At 66.1% G+C, this 16,954-nt stretch carries 16 protein-coding genes and 1 tRNA gene; 3 read left to right on the plus strand and 14 right to left on the minus strand.

The annotated features are described in order from the left end of the window. Positions 1-6: 6 nt before the first annotated feature. From P6U27_RS35805 to P6U27_RS35815, 3 genes are all read right to left on the minus strand, one after another. Positions 7-312 (minus strand): DUF6460 domain-containing protein, encoded by a 306-nt coding sequence (locus P6U27_RS35805; RefSeq protein WP_122406050.1) that lies wholly within the window; start codon positions 310-312, stop codon positions 7-9. A gap of 268 nt (positions 313-580) precedes the next feature. After that, a complete protein-coding gene (locus tag P6U27_RS35810) occupies positions 581-2,242 on the minus strand; it encodes an ATP-dependent DNA ligase (protein ID WP_407193476.1) in 1,662 nt (553 codons plus the stop codon). Further along, entirely contained in the window at positions 2,239-3,276 is a 1,038-nt protein-coding gene (locus P6U27_RS35815) for a ligase-associated DNA damage response exonuclease (protein WP_129145883.1), read from the minus strand. Before P6U27_RS35815 ends, P6U27_RS35810 begins: the two co-directional genes overlap by 4 nt. Positions 3,277-3,471: 195 nt before the next feature. Between P6U27_RS35815 and P6U27_RS35820 the strand changes: the two genes are divergently transcribed. Both P6U27_RS35820 and P6U27_RS35825 read left to right on the plus strand, forming a co-directional pair. Continuing rightward, positions 3,472-4,398, plus strand: a complete 927-nt coding sequence (locus tag P6U27_RS35820; protein ID WP_129145874.1) for a class I SAM-dependent methyltransferase — start codon at positions 3,472-3,474, stop codon at positions 4,396-4,398. Between the two features lie 116 nt (positions 4,399-4,514). Further along, the gene (locus tag P6U27_RS35825; RefSeq protein ID WP_122406054.1) at positions 4,515-5,744 is read left to right on the plus strand and encodes an ABC transporter substrate-binding protein; all 1,230 of its coding nucleotides are present in this window, start codon (positions 4,515-4,517) and stop codon (positions 5,742-5,744) included. A gap of 223 nt (positions 5,745-5,967) precedes the next feature. On the opposite strand, the gene P6U27_RS35830 is transcribed toward P6U27_RS35825, so the two are convergent. The 11 genes from P6U27_RS35830 to P6U27_RS35880 all read right to left on the minus strand — a co-directional run bounded on the left by P6U27_RS35830 (position 5,968) and on the right by P6U27_RS35880 (position 16,200). Continuing rightward, positions 5,968-6,819, minus strand: a complete 852-nt coding sequence (locus P6U27_RS35830) for an amidohydrolase (RefSeq protein ID WP_122406055.1) — start codon at positions 6,817-6,819, stop codon at positions 5,968-5,970. 3 nt (positions 6,820-6,822) lie between these two features. Next, positions 6,823-7,800, minus strand: a complete 978-nt coding sequence (locus tag P6U27_RS35835; protein WP_122406056.1) for an aldo/keto reductase — start codon at positions 7,798-7,800, stop codon at positions 6,823-6,825. Positions 7,801-7,905: 105 nt separating this feature from the next. After that, positions 7,906-8,838 (minus strand): sugar-binding protein, encoded by a 933-nt coding sequence (locus P6U27_RS35840; RefSeq protein WP_407193477.1) that lies wholly within the window; start codon positions 8,836-8,838, stop codon positions 7,906-7,908. 93 nt (positions 8,839-8,931) lie between these two features. Continuing rightward, positions 8,932-10,014, minus strand: a complete 1,083-nt coding sequence (locus P6U27_RS35845) for an ABC transporter permease (RefSeq protein WP_162500497.1) — start codon at positions 10,012-10,014, stop codon at positions 8,932-8,934. Beyond that, positions 10,014-10,772, minus strand: a complete 759-nt coding sequence (locus P6U27_RS35850) for an ATP-binding cassette domain-containing protein (protein WP_129145877.1) — start codon at positions 10,770-10,772, stop codon at positions 10,014-10,016. The genes P6U27_RS35845 and P6U27_RS35850 overlap by 1 nt, the downstream gene beginning before the upstream one ends. 12 nt (positions 10,773-10,784) lie before the next feature. Next, complete coding sequence (gene xylA / locus P6U27_RS35855) at positions 10,785-12,107, minus strand: xylose isomerase (RefSeq protein WP_129145878.1); 1,323 nt, start codon at positions 12,105-12,107, stop codon at positions 10,785-10,787. Beyond that, positions 12,108-13,562, minus strand: coding sequence for a xylulokinase (xylB, locus tag P6U27_RS35860; protein ID WP_129145879.1), 1,455 nt, complete (start codon positions 13,560-13,562; stop codon positions 12,108-12,110). Between the two features lie 82 nt (positions 13,563-13,644). Beyond that, positions 13,645-14,700 carry a LacI family DNA-binding transcriptional regulator gene (locus P6U27_RS35865; RefSeq protein WP_129145880.1) on the minus strand — a complete coding sequence of 352 codons (1,056 nt, stop codon included), beginning with the start codon at positions 14,698-14,700 and terminating at the stop codon, positions 13,645-13,647. A 179-nt stretch (positions 14,701-14,879) separates the two neighbouring features. Next, a complete protein-coding gene (locus P6U27_RS35870) occupies positions 14,880-15,353 on the minus strand; it encodes a GNAT family N-acetyltransferase (RefSeq protein WP_164937225.1) in 474 nt (157 codons plus the stop codon). Between the two features lie 17 nt (positions 15,354-15,370). Further along, the gene (locus P6U27_RS35875) at positions 15,371-15,952 is read right to left on the minus strand and encodes a helix-turn-helix domain-containing protein (RefSeq protein ID WP_407193478.1); all 582 of its coding nucleotides are present in this window, start codon (positions 15,950-15,952) and stop codon (positions 15,371-15,373) included. Positions 15,953-16,126: 174 nt separating this feature from the next. Beyond that, positions 16,127-16,200, minus strand: a tRNA-Gly gene (locus P6U27_RS35880). Between the two features lie 175 nt (positions 16,201-16,375). Here P6U27_RS35880 and P6U27_RS35885 point away from each other — a divergent pair. Next, positions 16,376-16,954 (plus strand): methylated-DNA--[protein]-cysteine S-methyltransferase, encoded by a 579-nt coding sequence (locus P6U27_RS35885; protein WP_407193479.1) that lies wholly within the window; start codon positions 16,376-16,378, stop codon positions 16,952-16,954.

Genomic DNA, 16,954 nt, shown 5'->3' on the forward strand with positions numbered 1-16,954 from the left:
CACACCTTACCGGCCGCGCGGCGCGCCGAACACGCGCGAGAGCAGCCAGATCGGAATCACGATGACCGCGCCGAGCAGGAAGTAGCGCCACAGCCAGTTCACGGCATCGAAGCCGAGATCCCAGAGACGCTGGAACAAGAGGCGGATGCTGTGGATGATGTTCCAGGGGTCGAAGCCGATCGCCGCCAGCACGACGCCGACCAGGATCGAGAGCAGCACCAGGCGGAACGCGACGGTCAGCGGCGAGCCGCCGAGAAAGCGGTGCAGGCCGTCGCTGCGGCCGGCCGGCAAATCTCTGACGTCTTGGACCATCACAAACTCCTGAAGGCGGATTCGACCCCATTATAAGGCACGGCGAGGCACATGGGGAACCCGCAACCGGGCGTCAATCGGGTTACGGGAGTTTAATTCGGGCAGTGCGCCGGGCCACCTCTCCGCGGGGCGATTGCGAGTGTTTCCCTGCGGCCATTCTTCGAGACGCCCGTTTTAGGCGGGCTCCTAGGATGAGGACGGAGTGCGGGGTAGCAGGACAAGGGGCGCAACCGACCGGGTGAGAAACGAGTCCCGGCCCAGCACAGTTTCATATCTCAATCTCCTCCGGCTCCGCCTTCAGCATCCGCTCCAGCGTCTCCAGCCGGTCGGCCTCGCGCGGCGGCTTGTCCCAGCGCAGGCGGCTGATGCGGGGGAAACGCATGGCGACGCCGGATTTGTGCCTGGGCGAGCGCTGCAATCCCTCGAAAGCGACTTCCAGCACCACACCCTTGTCGCCCTCGTGCACGACGTGGCGGACGGGACCGAATTTTTCGGTGGTGTTGCGGCGGACGAAGCGGTCGATCTGGAGCAGCTCCTCGTCGGTGAAGCCGAAATAGGCTTTTCCGACCGGGACCAGTTCCTCGCCATTCTCGGTCTCGGTCCAAACGCCGAAGGTGTAATCGGAATAATAGGACGAGCGCTTACCGTGGCCGCGCTGCGCATACATCAGCACGGCGTCGATGATGTGCGGATCGCGCTTCCACTTCCACCACTGCCCCTTCGGCCGTCCCGGCAGATAAGGCGCATCGCGCCGCTTCAGCATGACGCCCTCGATAGCGTCGGCATCCTCGCCGGCACCGGCGCTCGCGGGATTGGCACGTGCGGCGGTGAGCGCGTCCCAGCTTGCGAAGGGAACGGTGGGCGACAGATCGATACGGGCATCGTCGAGCTTCGCGACGAAGGTCTCCAGCCGTTCGCGCCGCTCCGCGAAAGGCAGCTCGCGCAGATCGTTCTCGTCGTCGCCGAGCAGATCATAGGCGCGCAAGTGAATCGGAAACTCCTTGATCAGTTTCGGCGAGACGACCTTGCGGTTGAGCCGCTGTTGCAGGACGTTGAAACTCTGCACGCGGCCCTCGCGCAGGATCAGAAGCTCGCCATCGATGGCGCCCGGCAGGTGCAGCGACGGCACGAGATCCGGAAAGCTGCCGGTGATGTCCTCGCCGGTGCGCGAATAGAGCCGCGCTGTGATGTGCCCCCGATCGTCGCGGCCGGCGACCGCCTGCACGCGGATGCCGTCCCATTTCCATTCGGCGATGTAGTCGGCGGGATCGAGCGCGGCGAAATCGCCTTCCTCGATCGCATGCGCGAGCATCACGGGCCGGAACGGCGCGGGATCGCGATTGACGGGTTTTTCGCCGCGTCCCTCCAGCCAGGCGAACAGGTCGAGATAGGGGGGACTAAGGCCGGGCCAGATCAGCTCGATATCGTGCGGGTCCTTGTCGCCGAGCGCGGCGGCCGCGGTCTTGGCCAGCCGCGCCGAGATGCCGATGCGCATCGCGCCAGTGACGAGCTTGAGCAGCGCCCAGCGGCCGGTCTCGTCGAGCTCGTCGAGCCAGCGCGCCAGCTGTGCCGGCATTTCGGTCTTGCCGAGCGTGCGCAGTGTGGTGACGACTTCGGTCAGTGTCGGAGGCGGCGGATTGTTGTGTGCCGCCAGCGCGGCCTTCGGCCACATCAGCGCCACCGTCTCCGAGAGATCGCCAACATAGTCGTAACTCAATCCGAACAGCACCGGATCGGCGCGCGCCGCGATCAGATCGCGGATCAGCCCAGGCTTGGCATGCTTGAAGCTGAGTGCGCCGGTCAGCGCCGCCAGCGCATAGCCGCGGTCGGGATCGCCGACTTCGCGGAAATAGCCGGTGATCAGCCGCAGCTTGTTGTTGCGGCCGGGCTCGTAGGCGAGGCGGTCCAGCAGCTCGGCGAAGCGGTTCATGCTTCGGCCTCGCCTTGAATGGGCGTCTCGCTCTCCTCCTCGTCGCCATAGCCGACGAGATCGAGCGGCCGCGCTTTCAGGCCCTTGCTCTGGCACCAATGCACCAGCGCATCTTCCTGGCCGTGGGTGACCCAGATCTCGCCGGCGCCAGTTGCGGCGATGGTCGCGGTAAGGCCGTCCCAATCGGCGTGGTCGGAGATCACCAGCGGCAATTCCACGCCGCGCTGCCGCGCCCGGGCACGCACGCGCATCCAGCCCGAGGCGAACGCCGTGACGGGATCGGGAAAGCGGCGCGTCCAGAGATCGGACGTTGCCGATGGTGGCGCCAGTGTAATGGTGCCGGCGAGCGCCGCCTTCTTCACGCCCTTCGCCGGCCGCAACTCGCCAAGTTCGATGCCGCGGCTCTGATAGTAATGCGTGATCGTCTCCATCGCGCCATGCAGGTAGATCGGCGCGTCATAGCCGGCCGCACGGAGCAGCGCGATCACCCGCTGTGCCTTGCCGAGCGAATAGGCACCGACAAGGTGTGCGCGCTCCGGAAACAATGCGACCGAGGCGAGCAGCTTCTTCACCTCGTCGCTCGCATCGCCGTGCCGGAACACCGGCAGCCCGAACGTCGCCTCGGTGATGAAGACGTCGCAGGGCACCAGCTCGAAGGGCGTGCAGGTCGGATCAGGCGCATCCTTGTAGTCACCGGAGGCAACGACGCAGGTGTCCTTAGCCGTCACCGCGACCTGCGCCGATCCCAGCACATGGCCGGCCGGGTGAAACTTGACGGTGACGTCGCCGAGCCGGATCTCCTCGCCATAGCGGATCGCTTGGGTCGACCCGGCAAAATTCTCTCCATAACGTAGGCGCATCATATCGAGCGTTTCCTGCGTCGCCAGCACCGCGCCATGGCCGGCGCGGGCATGGTCGGAATGCCCGTGGGTGATCACGGCCCGCTCCACGGGACGGACAGGGTCGATATGGAAGGCGCCGGGCTTGCAGCATAGGCCGGCAGCAGTTGGCAGCAGGATGTCTTGCGGACGCATGTGAGTGATATAGGAACGGGCCGCTCCAAATTGAGCGGTCATGCGCGGGCTTGCCGTCTCCGCTAGGCTTCGCCGGCCCGGTGATGTACAAGCCGCCGAAACCACTTGGTGAGGGCGGGACCCGCGCATCCATCTTCTAAAGAGTTCTCTTATTGATGGATTGCCGGGTCAAGCCCGGCAATGACGAGTAGTTCCATGCCCCTGCGCCTGTTCCTGACCTCCGGCGATCTCATGGCCGACCGCCGTTTCGAGTTCGCGCGCGACCTGCAGCTCAAGGGCGACCTGCCCGCCGCCGCGGATCTCCTGGAGCAGGCGATCGAGCTCGCGCCTGATTTCACCTCGGCCTGGTTCACGCTTGGCGAGATCCGTCAGCAGCTCGGCGAGCGCGACAAGGCCATCGCGGCCTTCCGTGAAGCGCGCCGAACCGATCCCGAAGACCAGCACGGCGCCGGCCTGCACCTGATGCGGCTCGGCGATGCGGAGATGGCGGAGATGCCGAAGGCCTATGTGCAGGCGCTGTTCGATCAATACGCGCCGCGCTTCGAGCACGCGCTGATCAACGATCTCGGCTATCGCGCGCCCGCGCTGATCTTCAAGGCGGTGCTGGCTGCGCGCGTCGCCGCCAAAAAGCCCGCCTACTTCAAGCGCACCATCGATCTCGGCTGCGGCACGGGTCTTGCGGCCGCCGCGTTCGCCAAGCAGGTCGACCATTTCATCGGCATCGACCTGTCGCCCGGCATGATCAAGGAGGCGCGCGCGACGAACCTCTATGCCGAGCTCGAAGTCGCCGACATGATCGAGGGGCTGCGCGGCAAGGCCGACGCAAGCGCGAACCTCGTCGTCGCCGCGGATGCGTTCGTCTATCTCTCCGATCTCGCACCGGTGCTGAGCGAGGCCAGGCGCGTGCTCGTGTCAGGCGGCGTGCTCGCCTTCACGCTGGAGACGCATGACGGCAGTGGCGTCGTGCTTGGCGAAGGCCTGCGCTATGCCCATTCCGCGGAATATGTGCGCGGTGCCATCGCCAAGGCGGATCTCAAGCTGCTGACTTTGGAGCCGGCCTCGCCGCGCAACGAGAACAACGAGCCGGTGCGCGGCCTCGTCGTCGTTGCCGAGAAAACTTGAGTCTAGGCGCTGGCGCCTAGCGATTTCGAGCGTCATTGCGTCGCAAAGCTGCGACTTCCCACTTGCGAGCCGAGCTGCGATGCCAGCACAATGCGCTCGCTAGGGAGAAACAAATAATGACGAAGAATCCATCGCGGCGCGATTTCAGCGCCGCTGCGCTCGCCACCATCGCCGCATCCGCATTGCCGGCGCCTTACGTCTGGGCTGCGGAGAAGAAATACGACGCGGGCGCCAGCGACACCGAGATCAAGATCGGGCAGACTGTGCCGCATTCCGGCCCCGGCTCGCTCTACGGCGTGCTCGGCCGCATCGGCGAGGCCTATTTCCAGATGCTGAACGAGAAGGGCGGCATCAACGGACGCAAGGTCAAGTTTCTCACCATGGACGATGCCTACAGCGCGCCGAAATGCGTCGAGGCGACGCGGCGGCTGGTCGAGCAGGAGGAGGTGCTGGCGCTCTACGGCTCGCTCGGCACCGCACCGCAGACCGCCGTGCACAAATACCTGAACTCCAAGGGCGTGCCGCAGCTGTTGCTCAACACCGGCGCCTCGAAGTGGAACAATCCGAAAGAGTTCAAATGGACGATGGCGGGCCTGCCGCTCTATCCGACCGAGGCGCGCATCCTGGCCCGGCACGTCGTCAGCGTGAAGCCGAATGCGAAGATCGGCATCCTCTACCAGAACGACGATTTCGGCCGCGACTTCCTGGGGCCGTTCAAGAAGGTGTTGGCCGATGCCGGCGGCACCGCGCAGGTGATCATGGAGCAGACCTACGATCTCACCGATCCGACCGTCGATTCCCAGCTCATCAATCTCTCGAAATCGGGCGCCGACGTCTTCTACAACATCTCCACCGGCAAGGCGTCGTCGCAGTCGATTCGTAAAGTCGCCGAGCTCGGCTGGAAGCCACTGCAGTTGTTGTCGGCCGGCTCGACTGGACGCTCGATCCTCAATGCCGCGGGGCTGGAGAACTGCACCGGCATCGTCGCCATCCGCTACAACAAGGAGGTCGGCCTGCCGAAATGGGAGAAGGACCCTGACGTGATGGCGTTCGAAGAGCTGCGCAAGAAGTACCTGCCGAGCATCGACCCCGACAATACCATCGCCTTCGCCGGCTACGGCCAAGCCGTGACCATGGGCGAGATCCTGCGCCGCTGCGGCGACGAGCTCACCCGCGCCAACGTGCTGAAGCAGGCATCGACGCTCGCGGGTTTCCACTCGCCCTATTTCCTCGATGGCGTCACCTACAGCTACACGCCCGAGAACTACACGCCGATGAAGACGCTGTTCATCTCCACCTTCACCGGCAAGGACTGGGATATCTCCGACAAGCCGATGTCGGAGTAGGGTCGGCGAATTCCGCTGCCCCTTACCTCCTCGTTCCCCGCAGGGCGATCATATTTGAGATAGGATTCCCTGCGGCCATCCTTCGAGACGCCCGCTTTGGGCGGGCTCCTCAGGATGAGGAACGGAGTGCGCGGTGGTTGCTTCCGGGACACGGATGCCGCTTAGCCTCATCCTGAGGAGGCGCGTCAGCGCCGTCTCGAGGGACGAGGCGCGCGCTCAGGCGCTAAACGCGCGAGACCAGCCGATATGCCCGCGCCGCATTCACACCAAACGCCTTGTCCCGCACCTGCGGGCCAAGCCGCGCCAGGCAGGCCTCCAGCGCGGTCTTGATCTCGCCATAGCTTCCCGCAAGCAGGCACACCGGCCAGTCGGAGCCGAAGATCAGCCTGTCCTCGCCGAAACATTTTGCGGAGTGGTCGACGAACGGAAACAGCCGTTCCGCATCCCAGTCACTCCAGACCGCTTCGGTCGCGAGCCCTGAGATCTTGCACCAGACATTGCCGCAAGCAGCTAACGCGGCAATGCGGTCGGCCCATTCGTCGCTTCCACCGTCCGCGATCGGTGGCTTGGCGGCGTGGTCGAGCACGAAGCGCGCGTGCGGAAAGGCCTGCGCGGTTGCGATCGCCGCCGGCAGCTCGCGGGCACGAACGAGGAAATCGTAAGCGAGCTCGCGGGCGAATACGGCCGTGAGGCCGCGCTGGACGTCCTCGCGGAGCAGCCAGTCGGGATCGGTCTCGTCGTGGACCTGGTGGCGGATACCGACCAGCTTGCCGCCGCCCGGCAAGGCGCGCAGCCCGTCGAGCGTTTCGCCGAGGTCGCCATCGGTCAGATCGGCCCAGCCGACGACACCAACCACAGACGGCGTCACATGCGCGATGCGCAAGAATTCCTCGGTCTCCCCCAGCGCGGAGCGGCACTGCACCACGATACTGGCGTCGACGCCGTTTGCTTTCAGCAATGGCGCGAGATCGGCAGGACCGAAAGCGCGACGGATCGGCGCCAGCTCGTCCGCCGCCATCCACGGATAATCGGCGCGCGCCGGATCCCAGAAATGCTGGTGGCCGTCGATGATCATGTCCTACGCCCCGCCGGGAAGTGGCGCCCGCGCATCGACGAGCTTTCGTGCACGCAACTCCTGCCAGAACGCGGCGGGCACCGCCCTCTCCGACATCGCGATGTTGTCGGCGACTTCCGCGGCGTTGCGCGCCCCCAGCACGGCGACCGTCACCGCCGGATGCGCCATGCAGAACCGCAGCGCGGCGGCTTTCAGCTCCGTGCCGTGCCTGCGGCAGAGTTCATCGAGCTCCAGCGCACGCGCGACGAGCGCCGCATCGGCATCCTGATAGTTGAACTTGGCGCCAGTTCGCGGATTGGCCAGAATGCCGCTGTTGTAGATGCCGCCGAGCAGGATGCCGATGTTCCTGGCCTGGCAGAGCGGAAACAGCGCCTCCAGCGCGCCCTGATCGAGCAGCGTGTAGCGCCCGGCGAGCAGGAAGCAGTCGACCGGCACGACCTCGGCGAAGCGAACCAGCATCTCCGATTGGTTCATGCCGGCGCCGATCGCCTTGACTGTGCCCTCACTGCGCAGGCGCTGCAGCGCGCGGAAGGCACCGGCGACGGCCTCGTCATAATGGTCGTCGGGGTCATGCACCAGCAGGACGTCGACGCGGTCGAGCCCAAGCCGCTCCAGGCTCTCCTCAACCGATCGCATCACGCCGTCATGGCTGAAATCGAACACCGGCCGCTCGCGCGGCGTGCCCTTGTAGTGCTCATCCTCGGCGGCGCCATCATCGGGCGCGCGCAGCAGACGGCCGACTTTTGTCGAGATGGCGTAGGTGTCCCGCTTCTGTTGCCGCAGGAATCCACCGAGCCGCCGCTCCGCGAGGCCGAACCCGTAGAGCGGCGCGGTATCGAAAAAGCGGACGCCGGCAGACCAGGCGCGCGCGATCGTTGCCTCCGCGTCGGCGTCACTGACTGGTGCGAACAATCCGCCGAGCGGGGCGGAACCGAGGCCGATCGAGGTGACATCGAGAGCGCCGAGCCGTGACCTTTTCATTCCCATTGCCTTCCAGGAGTCTTCTTCCAACCGCCAAATCATCTCCCCCGCTCGCGGGAACCGCAAGCGGGGGAGGCACGCAGGAGCACGGGGCTGGCGGAGCTCCTACTTCAGCATCTGCGCGACATTGTCCTTGGTCACGAGGTCGAGGCCGGTGTAGACGATCTCCGGCACCTTCTCGCCCTTCTTGATCGCGAGCAGCGTGTCCATCGCCTTCTCGCCCATCTCGAACGGACGCTGGCCGACCAGCGCATTGGCATAGCCGTCACGCAACAGCTCGAGCTGCATCTTCAGCGTGTCGGCGACGACCAGCGTGAACTTGCCGGAATCGATGTCCTTCTTGTTGCGGGAAGCGAAGGCCTTGAAGCCTTCGGGGGCGAACATCGGCCAGCCGCCGATGGGAACGATCGCGGCGAGGTCGGGCGTTGCCGTGCGCATGTCCGTCATCTGCTGGACCGCCAGCGCCGGATCGTCGTTGCAGAACGTCGGGGAACCCGCGACTTCGGTCCATTTCGAACCCTTCAGCGCCTCGCGAACGCCCTCGACGCGCTCGGCGAGGTTCTTGGCGCCGGGACCACCGGAGACCATGGCGTACTTTCCACCGTCGGGCCGCATCTTCAGCATTTGCTTGCCGAGGGCCAAGCCGAACTCCTTGTTGTTGGTGCCGATATAGGCGATCCGCTTGGAGCCTGGGGCATCCGCATCAAAAGTGATGACAGGAATGCCGGCGGCGGTTGCCGCCTCGATCGACTTGGTCATGGCCGCGACGTCGGCGACCGAGATCGCGAGGCCGTCGACCTTCTGGGTGATGAAGTCCTGGATGATCTGGGCCTGCGTCGCCGGCTCATGCTCCACCGGTCCCTTATAGATGCACTCGATGTTGCCGAGCTCCTTGGCGCGCTTCTGGCAGCCATCGCGCGCGAAGTCGAAGAACGGATTGTTCATCGCCTTGGGCACGATGACGAAGCGGTAGTTCGCAGCAAATGCCGGCGTCGCCATCAGCGCAACGGCGATTCCCGCAAGCAGAAGTTTCCTCATTATCTCCTCCACGCTCGTTTGGTGCCCATCCCCTCGAAAGTGCCCGGGAAGCGGACAGGCGGCATTTGGTTGCCTTCCCGGGATGACATGACGTCAGCTCATCCGCGAACGGATCCGGTCGACCAGCACGGCCAGAATGATGATCACGCCCACCAGCGTCTGCTGCCAGTAGGAGGAGACCTGTGCCAGCACGAGACCGTTGCGGATCACTTCCAGCAGCACGCAGCCGACGATGGCGCCAAGTGGGCCGCCGATGCCGCCGGCAAGGTTGGCGCCGCCGATCACGGCCGCAGCGATCACGTTGAGCTCGTAGGACGTCGCCATGTTGGCCGGCGCCGATCCCAGCCAACCGGAGATGATGATGCCCTGCAAGCCCGCGGCGAGCGCGCAGATCACATAGACCTCGATCTTCACCCGTACGACCGGAATGCCGGTGAGCTCCGCCGCCTTCTCGTTGCCGCCGAGCGCGAAGACATGGCGGCCGAACGAGGTGTGATGGAGCACCACCGCCATCGCCAGCGCGAGGATCACGAGATAGATGAAGGGCATGGGCACGCCGAGCACGTCGCCCGAGGTGAGCCCGTAGAAGTAGTCGGCGTCCGGGCCGCCCGGAAAACTGCCGCGACCATTGGAAACGACATAGCCGAGCCCGCGCACGATCGAGAGCATGCCGAGCGTGGTGACGAAGGGCGACAGGCCCAGCACGGCGATGCAGAAGCCGTTGACGAGACCCGCAATCAGCGCAACGCCGAGGCCCGCAGCCACGGAGATCAACAGGATCAGCCCGGGTACGTTAGCGACCACCGTCTTGCCGTCGGCGGCCATGTGCACGAACAGCGAGGCGCCGAGCCCGCCGGGCGTCGACAGCTCGGTCATGACCATCGAGGTGATCATGGCGGAGAAGCACATCATCGAGCCGACTGAGAGGTCGATGCCGCCGGTGATGATCACGAAGGTGACGCCGAGCGTGGCGATGGCGATGAAGGAAAAATTCTTCGCCACGTTCTGCATGTTGCCTTCGGTGAAGAAATAGGGGCTGGCGAAATGCATGATCACCAGCAGCACCGCCAGCGCGATCAGGACATAGCCGGTCTGGGAGGCGAAGATGCCGCGCTGCCACCATCTGATCCGGCCGACATTGGTGAAACTGATCGGTGATTCCAAGGGCACGGCCATCACGCCGCCTCCTTCGCGCCGGTGATGAGGGCGGTGACTTCCTCCGGTGAGGTCTCGTGGATCGGCTTGTCGGCCCGCTTCTCGCCGCGGCGCATGACGACGACGCGATCGCAGACCGCGAACACGTCGGGCATGCGGTGCGAGATCAGCATGACGGCGACCCCCTGCTCCTTCAGCCGGTGGATCAGGCCGAGCACCTGCTCGACCTGGCGCACCGAGATCGCCGCGGTCGGCTCGTCCATCATCACCAGCCGCGCGTTGGAGAGCCGTGTCCGCGCGATCGCGACCGCCTGGCGCTGGCCGCCCGACATCTGCTTGACGAGATCGTCGGGGCGCGTCTCGGAGCGCAGTTCGCCGAACAGCTCCAGTGCCCGCGCCGCCATCGCCTTGTGGTCGAGCAGCGCGATGGGTCCGAACTTGCGCTTCAGCTCGCGGCCGAGGAAGACGTTGGCGGCGGCGGTCAGATTGTCGGCGAGCGCGAGATCCTGGTAGACGACCTCGATGCCGACGGCGCGGGCATCGACCGGGCGGTTGAAGTGGACCGCGCTGCCCGTAAAGCGGATCTCGCCGTGAGTGGGGCGGAAATTGCCGGCGATGATCTTGACCAGCGTCGACTTGCCGGCGCCGTTGTCGCCCATCAGGCCGACCACCTCGCCGGGGAACACCTGCATGTCGACGCCGTGCAGCGCGCGGATCGCGCCGAACTCCTTGCCGATGCCGGTGAGTTCGAGGACCGGTGTCGCGTCAGCTCTCGTCATCAGCGGCCTTCCTCAGACATAGCGGTTGACCAGGGATTCCAGATATTCCTGCCGGCCGGAGCGGGGCTGCGGATCGAAGCCGGGAGACATCGCACGGTCGGCGAGATCGGCGAGCGAACGCTGACCGCCGAGAATGGCCCTGCCCTCAGGCCCAGCCCAGCCCTCATAGCGCCTGGCAAGCGGTGTGGTGAGCACGCCGGCGTCGAGCATGTCGGCGGCGGCGAGGAAGGCACGCGCGCAGGCATCCATCGAGCCGACATGGGCGTGGATGAGATCATCGGGGTCGATCGACTGGCGGCGGATCTTGGCGTCGAAGTTGAGCCCGCCCGTGGTGAAGCCGCCGCGGTTCAGGATCTCGTGGAACACCAAGGCGAGTTCCGGCACGTTCATCGCAAACTGGTCGGTGTCCCAGCCGAGCAGATCGTCGCCGCGGTTGATGTCGAGCGAGCCGAACACGCCGAGCGCCTCGGCCAGCGCGACCTCATGATGGATGGAGTGGCCGGCGAGGATGGCGTGGTTCTGCTCGATGTTGAGCTTGACATCGTTGAGGAGATCGAAACGTTCGAGAAAGCCGTAGCAGGTGGCGACGTCGAAATCATATTGATGCTTGGTCGGCTCCTTCGGCTTCGGCTCGATCAGGATTGGGCCCTTGAAACCGATCTTGTGCTTGTGCTCGACGACGAGCGAGACGAAACGGCCGAGCTGGTCGAGCTCGCGCTCGAGATCGGTGTTGAGCAGCGTCTCGTAGCCCTCACGTCCGCCCCACAACACATAGTTCTGGCCGCCGAGCCGGTGCGTCACCTCCAGTGCGGCCCGGACCTGGCCGGCGGCATAGGTGAAGATGTCGGGGTCCGGATTGGTCGCTGCGCCCGCCATGTAACGGCGATGCGTGAACAGGTTCGCGGTACCCCAGAGCAGGCGGACCTTTGCCGCGGCCATCTTCGCTTCGAAGATATCGGCGATCGCGTTGAGATTGGCAACGGACTCGCTGAGCGAAGCGCCTTCCGGCGCGGCGTCGACGTCGTGGAAGGTGAAGAAGGGTACGTCCAGCAGGCGGAACAGCTCGAAGGCGATATCGGCCTTGGCCCGCGCCATCGCCATCGGATCGGTGCCGTGGTGCCAGGGCCGCAAAAAGGTCTCACCGCCGAAGGGATCGCCGCCGGGCCAGCAGAACGAATGCCAGTAACAGACCGCAAAGCGCAAATGATCCTCGAGCTTGCGACCATGCACGAGGCGATCCTTGTCGTACCAGCGGAAGGCGGGCGCGCTTTCCGCATCCTTGCCAGCGAAGGCTATGGGTGCGCTTGCATCGAAGAATTTGGCTGACAGGTTCACTTAAACAGGCTCCTTCAATGCGGGATAAAGCGCGCGCCAGCGACGATAGGCCTCGTCATAGGCCGCTGTTACAGATGCACGGGGCGTGAAGCTCGCAAGCCGCCGCGGACGGGTGCAGACGTCCGCGGGATCTTCGCCGGTTACGGCGAGCCGGCCGAGCCGCGCGGCGCCGAGCGCGGCGCCGACCTCGCCTTCCTCGACCCGGTGGACGGGAATGCCGAGCACGTCGGCGCAGATCTGCGCCCACAGCGGCGAGCGCGAGCCGCCGCCGACGAGATCGACCTCGGCAATCCGCCCGCTCGCTGCGCTCAGCGCCGCCAGATTGTCGCGCGCGGCAAAGGCGACGCCTTCCAGCACGGCCTGCACGATCTGGCTCCGGCCGGTCGCGCCGCGCAAGCCGATGAAGGCGCCGCTGGCGGCGGCATCGTTGTGCGGCGTGCGCTCGCCGTCGAGATAGGGCAGGAATTTGATCGGGCTCGGGGCATCGACGCGCTCGCCGAGCGGCGCCAATAGCGTTGTGGCCGGCGTCTCCATCACGCCAGACAGCCACGCGAGCGAAGCCGCCGCCGACAGCATCACGCCCATCTGATGCCACAGGCCGGGCAGCGCGTGACAGAAAGCATGCACGGCCGATGTCGGCGCGGCGGCGAAGCGATCGGTGACGCGGAACAGGACACCCGACGTTCCCAGCGACAGGAAAGCATCGCCCGGCGCAATGGCGCCGAGTCCGATCGCGCTGGCCGCATTATCGCCGGCGCCGCCCGCGACCACGACATTCCCGGTCATGCCCCAGCGCCGCGCGTAGTCCGGCGCGAGCAATGCGCTCGCCGCGCTGCCCTCGACGAGGCGGGGCATGTGGTGCAGGTCGAGCCCGGTGGCATGCAGCAGCAACGCGGACCAGCGGCGCAGGCCGACGTCGAGCCACAGCGTGCCGGCAGCATCCGACATATCCTCGACCATCTCGCCGGTAAGGCGATAGCGCACATAGGCTTTCGGCAGCAGCACCTTTGCCATGCGGTCGAATATCTCCGGCTCATGCCGTGCCACCCACAGCAGCTTCGGCGCGGTGAAGCCCGGCATCGCGAGATTGCCGGCGATCGCATGCAGCGAGGGACAGCGCCGCTCCAGAGCTGCGCATTCGGCCTGCGAGCGACCGTCATTCCAGAGGATGGCCGGACGCAGCGGCTGGCCGTCCTCGCCAAGCAGCGTCGCGCCGTGCATCTGACCTGACAGCCCGATGCCGCGAACCTGCGCAACCTCGCGCGAATGGCGCGCGGCGAGATCGTCGATTGCGCCGATCGTCGCATCGACCCAGGCATCGGGGTCCTGCTCGGACCACAGCGGCGCGGGGTGCGACAGCGCAAGCTCGCGCGGCGCCGTCGCGACAACCGCGCCGGCTTCGCTCACGAGCACCGCTTTCACACCGGATGTGCCGATGTCGATTCCGAGATACACGTCACCCTCCCTTTCGCATGCTGCGGCGCGCGATCTTGCGTCGCCTTGCCCCGCAGCGGGCCTTTTCGAAATCCACCTGCCGCTAAGGCAGATTGTCCCGCATCACGATGTCGATCCTGATCTTCTCCTGTTCGCGCAAGATCGGCTCGCCGCGGGCGAGCGCCAGCAGCACGCGCACGGCGGCGCGCGCCTCATGTCCGGGGTTCTGCGAGATCGCGGCGTCCATCACGCCCTGCAGCAGCAATCGGCGCGTCAACGCGGTGACGTCGTGCCCGACGAACACCAGCTTGTCGCGACCAGCCTCGTTCAACGCCCTGTCGTTCAGCGCTTTGGCAACGCCCTGCGTGCCGGCGCCGACGTTATAAAGGCCGACGATGTCGGCATGCCTGCCGAGCAGCTGTGCCAGCAGCTGTTCCGAGCGGTCGTCCTCGTCGCGCCCTTCCAGCACCGGCAGCACGTCGAGGCCGGGGAATTCAGACGCCATCACCTGGTTGAAGCCGAAGATGCGCTCGGCGTGGTCGCGCAGGCCCTGCGAGCCCGCGACGATCGCGACCTTGCCGGACCGCCCGCCGACCAGGCGCCCGATCAGCGCGCCGGCGGTGCGGCCCGCAGCGATGTTGTCGATCCCGACATAATGGTGGCGGCGCGAGGACGGCACGTCGGAAACCAGCGTCACCACCTTGGCACCGGCATCGACGAGGTCGTTGATCGCGGCGCGGACACCGGGATGGTCCAGCGCCACCACGGCAACGCCGTCATATGCGCCCGACAGCGCCTCCAGCGAAGCGGCGAGCACGGAAGGATCGAACACGTCGGTCGGGACCATCTCGACGCTGAGGCGGCGGGCCGAGAGCCAGGCCGCCATCTCGCCGAGATAGGCTTCGATCTGCTGCATGAACGGGTTCGGCCCCGACGGCATCACGAAGGCGAAGCGGCGGGCGCGGCCGCGGGCGAGCTCGGCGGCGGCCACATGCGGCTGGAACGAATTGCGCTCAATGGCTTCCTTGACGCGGCGGACCGTATCCGGGCGCACCCCCGGCCTGTTGTGCAGGACGCGGTCAACCGTCGCGAGACTGACGCCGGCCTCGCGGGCGATGTCCTTCAGCGTCAGCGCAGACGGGGTGAGAGTCTCGGCCATGGCTGAAGGCTAGCAGAGGTGTTTTGAGGTGCGCAACTCATTTTGACCGAGCACCGGCCATCCCCGGTCGCCGCCAACTCGAGGAACAGCTCCTCGACCGGGCCCGCGATCTGGAGGAAGCCGCCCGGGACATCGCCCCCGAGCGCGCGCTCGACGAGATCGAGGAGACGGCTCCTGATCTACCGGCGCGCCGGCACCGACAGGTCAAGCGTCAGGAACAGACTGTTGGGATCCTCGACATAGCCGTCGAACGGGCCGCAGGCGATGAAGCCGTGCGCCTGATAGAGCGCGTGCGCCGGCTTGAAATAGTCCCAGGAGCCGGTCTCGAGGCTGAGACGCCTGATGCCGCGTGCACGAGCCTCAGTCACGATGTGGCGGAGCATCTGGCCGCCGAAGCCGCGTCGCCGCGTTGTCTGAAGCGTGTGCATCGACTTCACCTCGCCGTGGTCAGCCGAGAGCGTCTTCAACGCACCGGTGGCGACCAGCGTCTCGCCATCCCAGCCGGTCCAGAACGCGATCTCGGGCGCGCGAAGCCCCGCGAGATCGAGCGCATGGGCGCTGCCCGGCGCGGTCTGCGCCCGCGCGGCCGCAACGTGATGATCGAGCAGCGCGATGACGCGCGGATCATGGGTGTCGCCGGTGCGGATCTGCATCATCAGGATCTCCTGTCTCACATCTTGCCATAGGAGGCGCCGCGCCGCGTGATGATGATGTAGCGCGCGTCCTGCTTGGTTTCGTTCTCGAAGATCACGGCGCGCATCACGTCGAAATCCAGGCAATCGCCCTCACGCAGCCGCACCGCCTTGGCATCGATATGCACGGCGATGGCGCCCTCCAGCATCAACAGCTGCTGGGTGAAGGCGTTGCGGCCCCAGGGGCTGTACGGCACCCGCGCGCCAGCCGGCAGGTCGACGACGATGATCTCGATGCCGCTTGCCGCATCGGTCGGCGAGGCATGCCGCCTGCGATAGCCGCTCTCGGGATCGCGCCAGTGCGGCTGGTCGGCGAACCGCACCAGCCGCTCCGGTGGCTTCTCGGCCAGCGCGACGACATCGCTCAGCGACACGTCGAGCGCGGCGCAGAGCCTTCCGAGCAGCGCCGCCGTCGCACTGCTCTGCGCCCGCTCCACCCGCCCGATCATGGCCCGGCTGACGCCGGAGCGGCCCGCGAGTTCGTTCAGGGTCATCCCCGCCTGCGTCCGCAGCGTCTTCAGGCGGCGACCGATCGCGCGGTCGAGTTTCTGCTGGTCCATGACCTCCTCTTCGCATAACGCCCCGGCGCCAGGACCGTACGCGCGAAGACGACGGAGCTTAGCGCGCGAAAGGTCGAACGCCGGCAAATGGGGGGCTAATATATTGGAATCTCGCACCAGCGGGCGAAATCCGAAGCAATCGGGCCCGGCTTGAGATCACGATCGGTGAAACATTGGAGCGGGCGAAGGGAATCGAACCCTCGTATGCAGCTTGGGAAGCTGCCGTTCTACCATTGAACTACGCCCGCGGATGCGCGCCTTGCGCCGCTCCTGATTAGCCGAGACGGCGCCTCCCGCCAAGCGGTTTGGCGCGTCCGCCCGGACGGTTGTTAACGTCCTGGTAAGATTCCAGGTGCGCCGCATTGTGGCGGTGTTATGATCGATCTGTCGGGGGAGAAAACGTGCACTGAGTGGGGCGTGTGCATGGTGGGGCGCGCGTACGCGATATTCGACACGGCGCTGGGGCGCTGCGGCATCATTTGGAGCAGCAGCGGCGTGGTCGCCGTGCAATTGCCGGAGGCGCGGGAGATCGACACACGCCGCCGGATCTTCCAGGTCCATCCCGAGGCGCGCGAGCAGCGCCCGTCCGAGAACGCCGAGCTTGCGATCGAGTGCATCAAAGGCCTGCTGCGCGGCAGTGATCCTGATTTCTCCGACGTCAGCCTGGATGCCGGCGGGCTGCCCGGCTTCAACCGGCGGGTCTACGAGTTCGCCTGCACCATTCCACGCGGAGAAACGCGTACCTATCACGAGGTGGCCAAGGCGCTGGGCGCCTCCGGCGCGGCGCACTCGGTGGCGCAGGCGATCGCGAATAATCCCTTCATGCTGATCGTGCCTTGCCACCGGGTGCTGGAGGCCGGCAATTACACCGGCCGGCTCTCGCCCTATGGCGGCGTGATCTCCAAGCGACGGCTGCTGGCGCTCGAAGGCGCCCATCCCGTCGCCAGCAAGACGCTGTTCGAGGTGCTGCTGCCGGTTGCTCCGCCGCGCGCTGCTACCTAG

Origin of the sequence: Bradyrhizobium sp. STM 3566, from assembly GCF_045571445.1 — a bacterium.
Classification (GTDB): Bacteria; Pseudomonadota; Alphaproteobacteria; order Rhizobiales; family Xanthobacteraceae; genus Bradyrhizobium; species Bradyrhizobium vignae.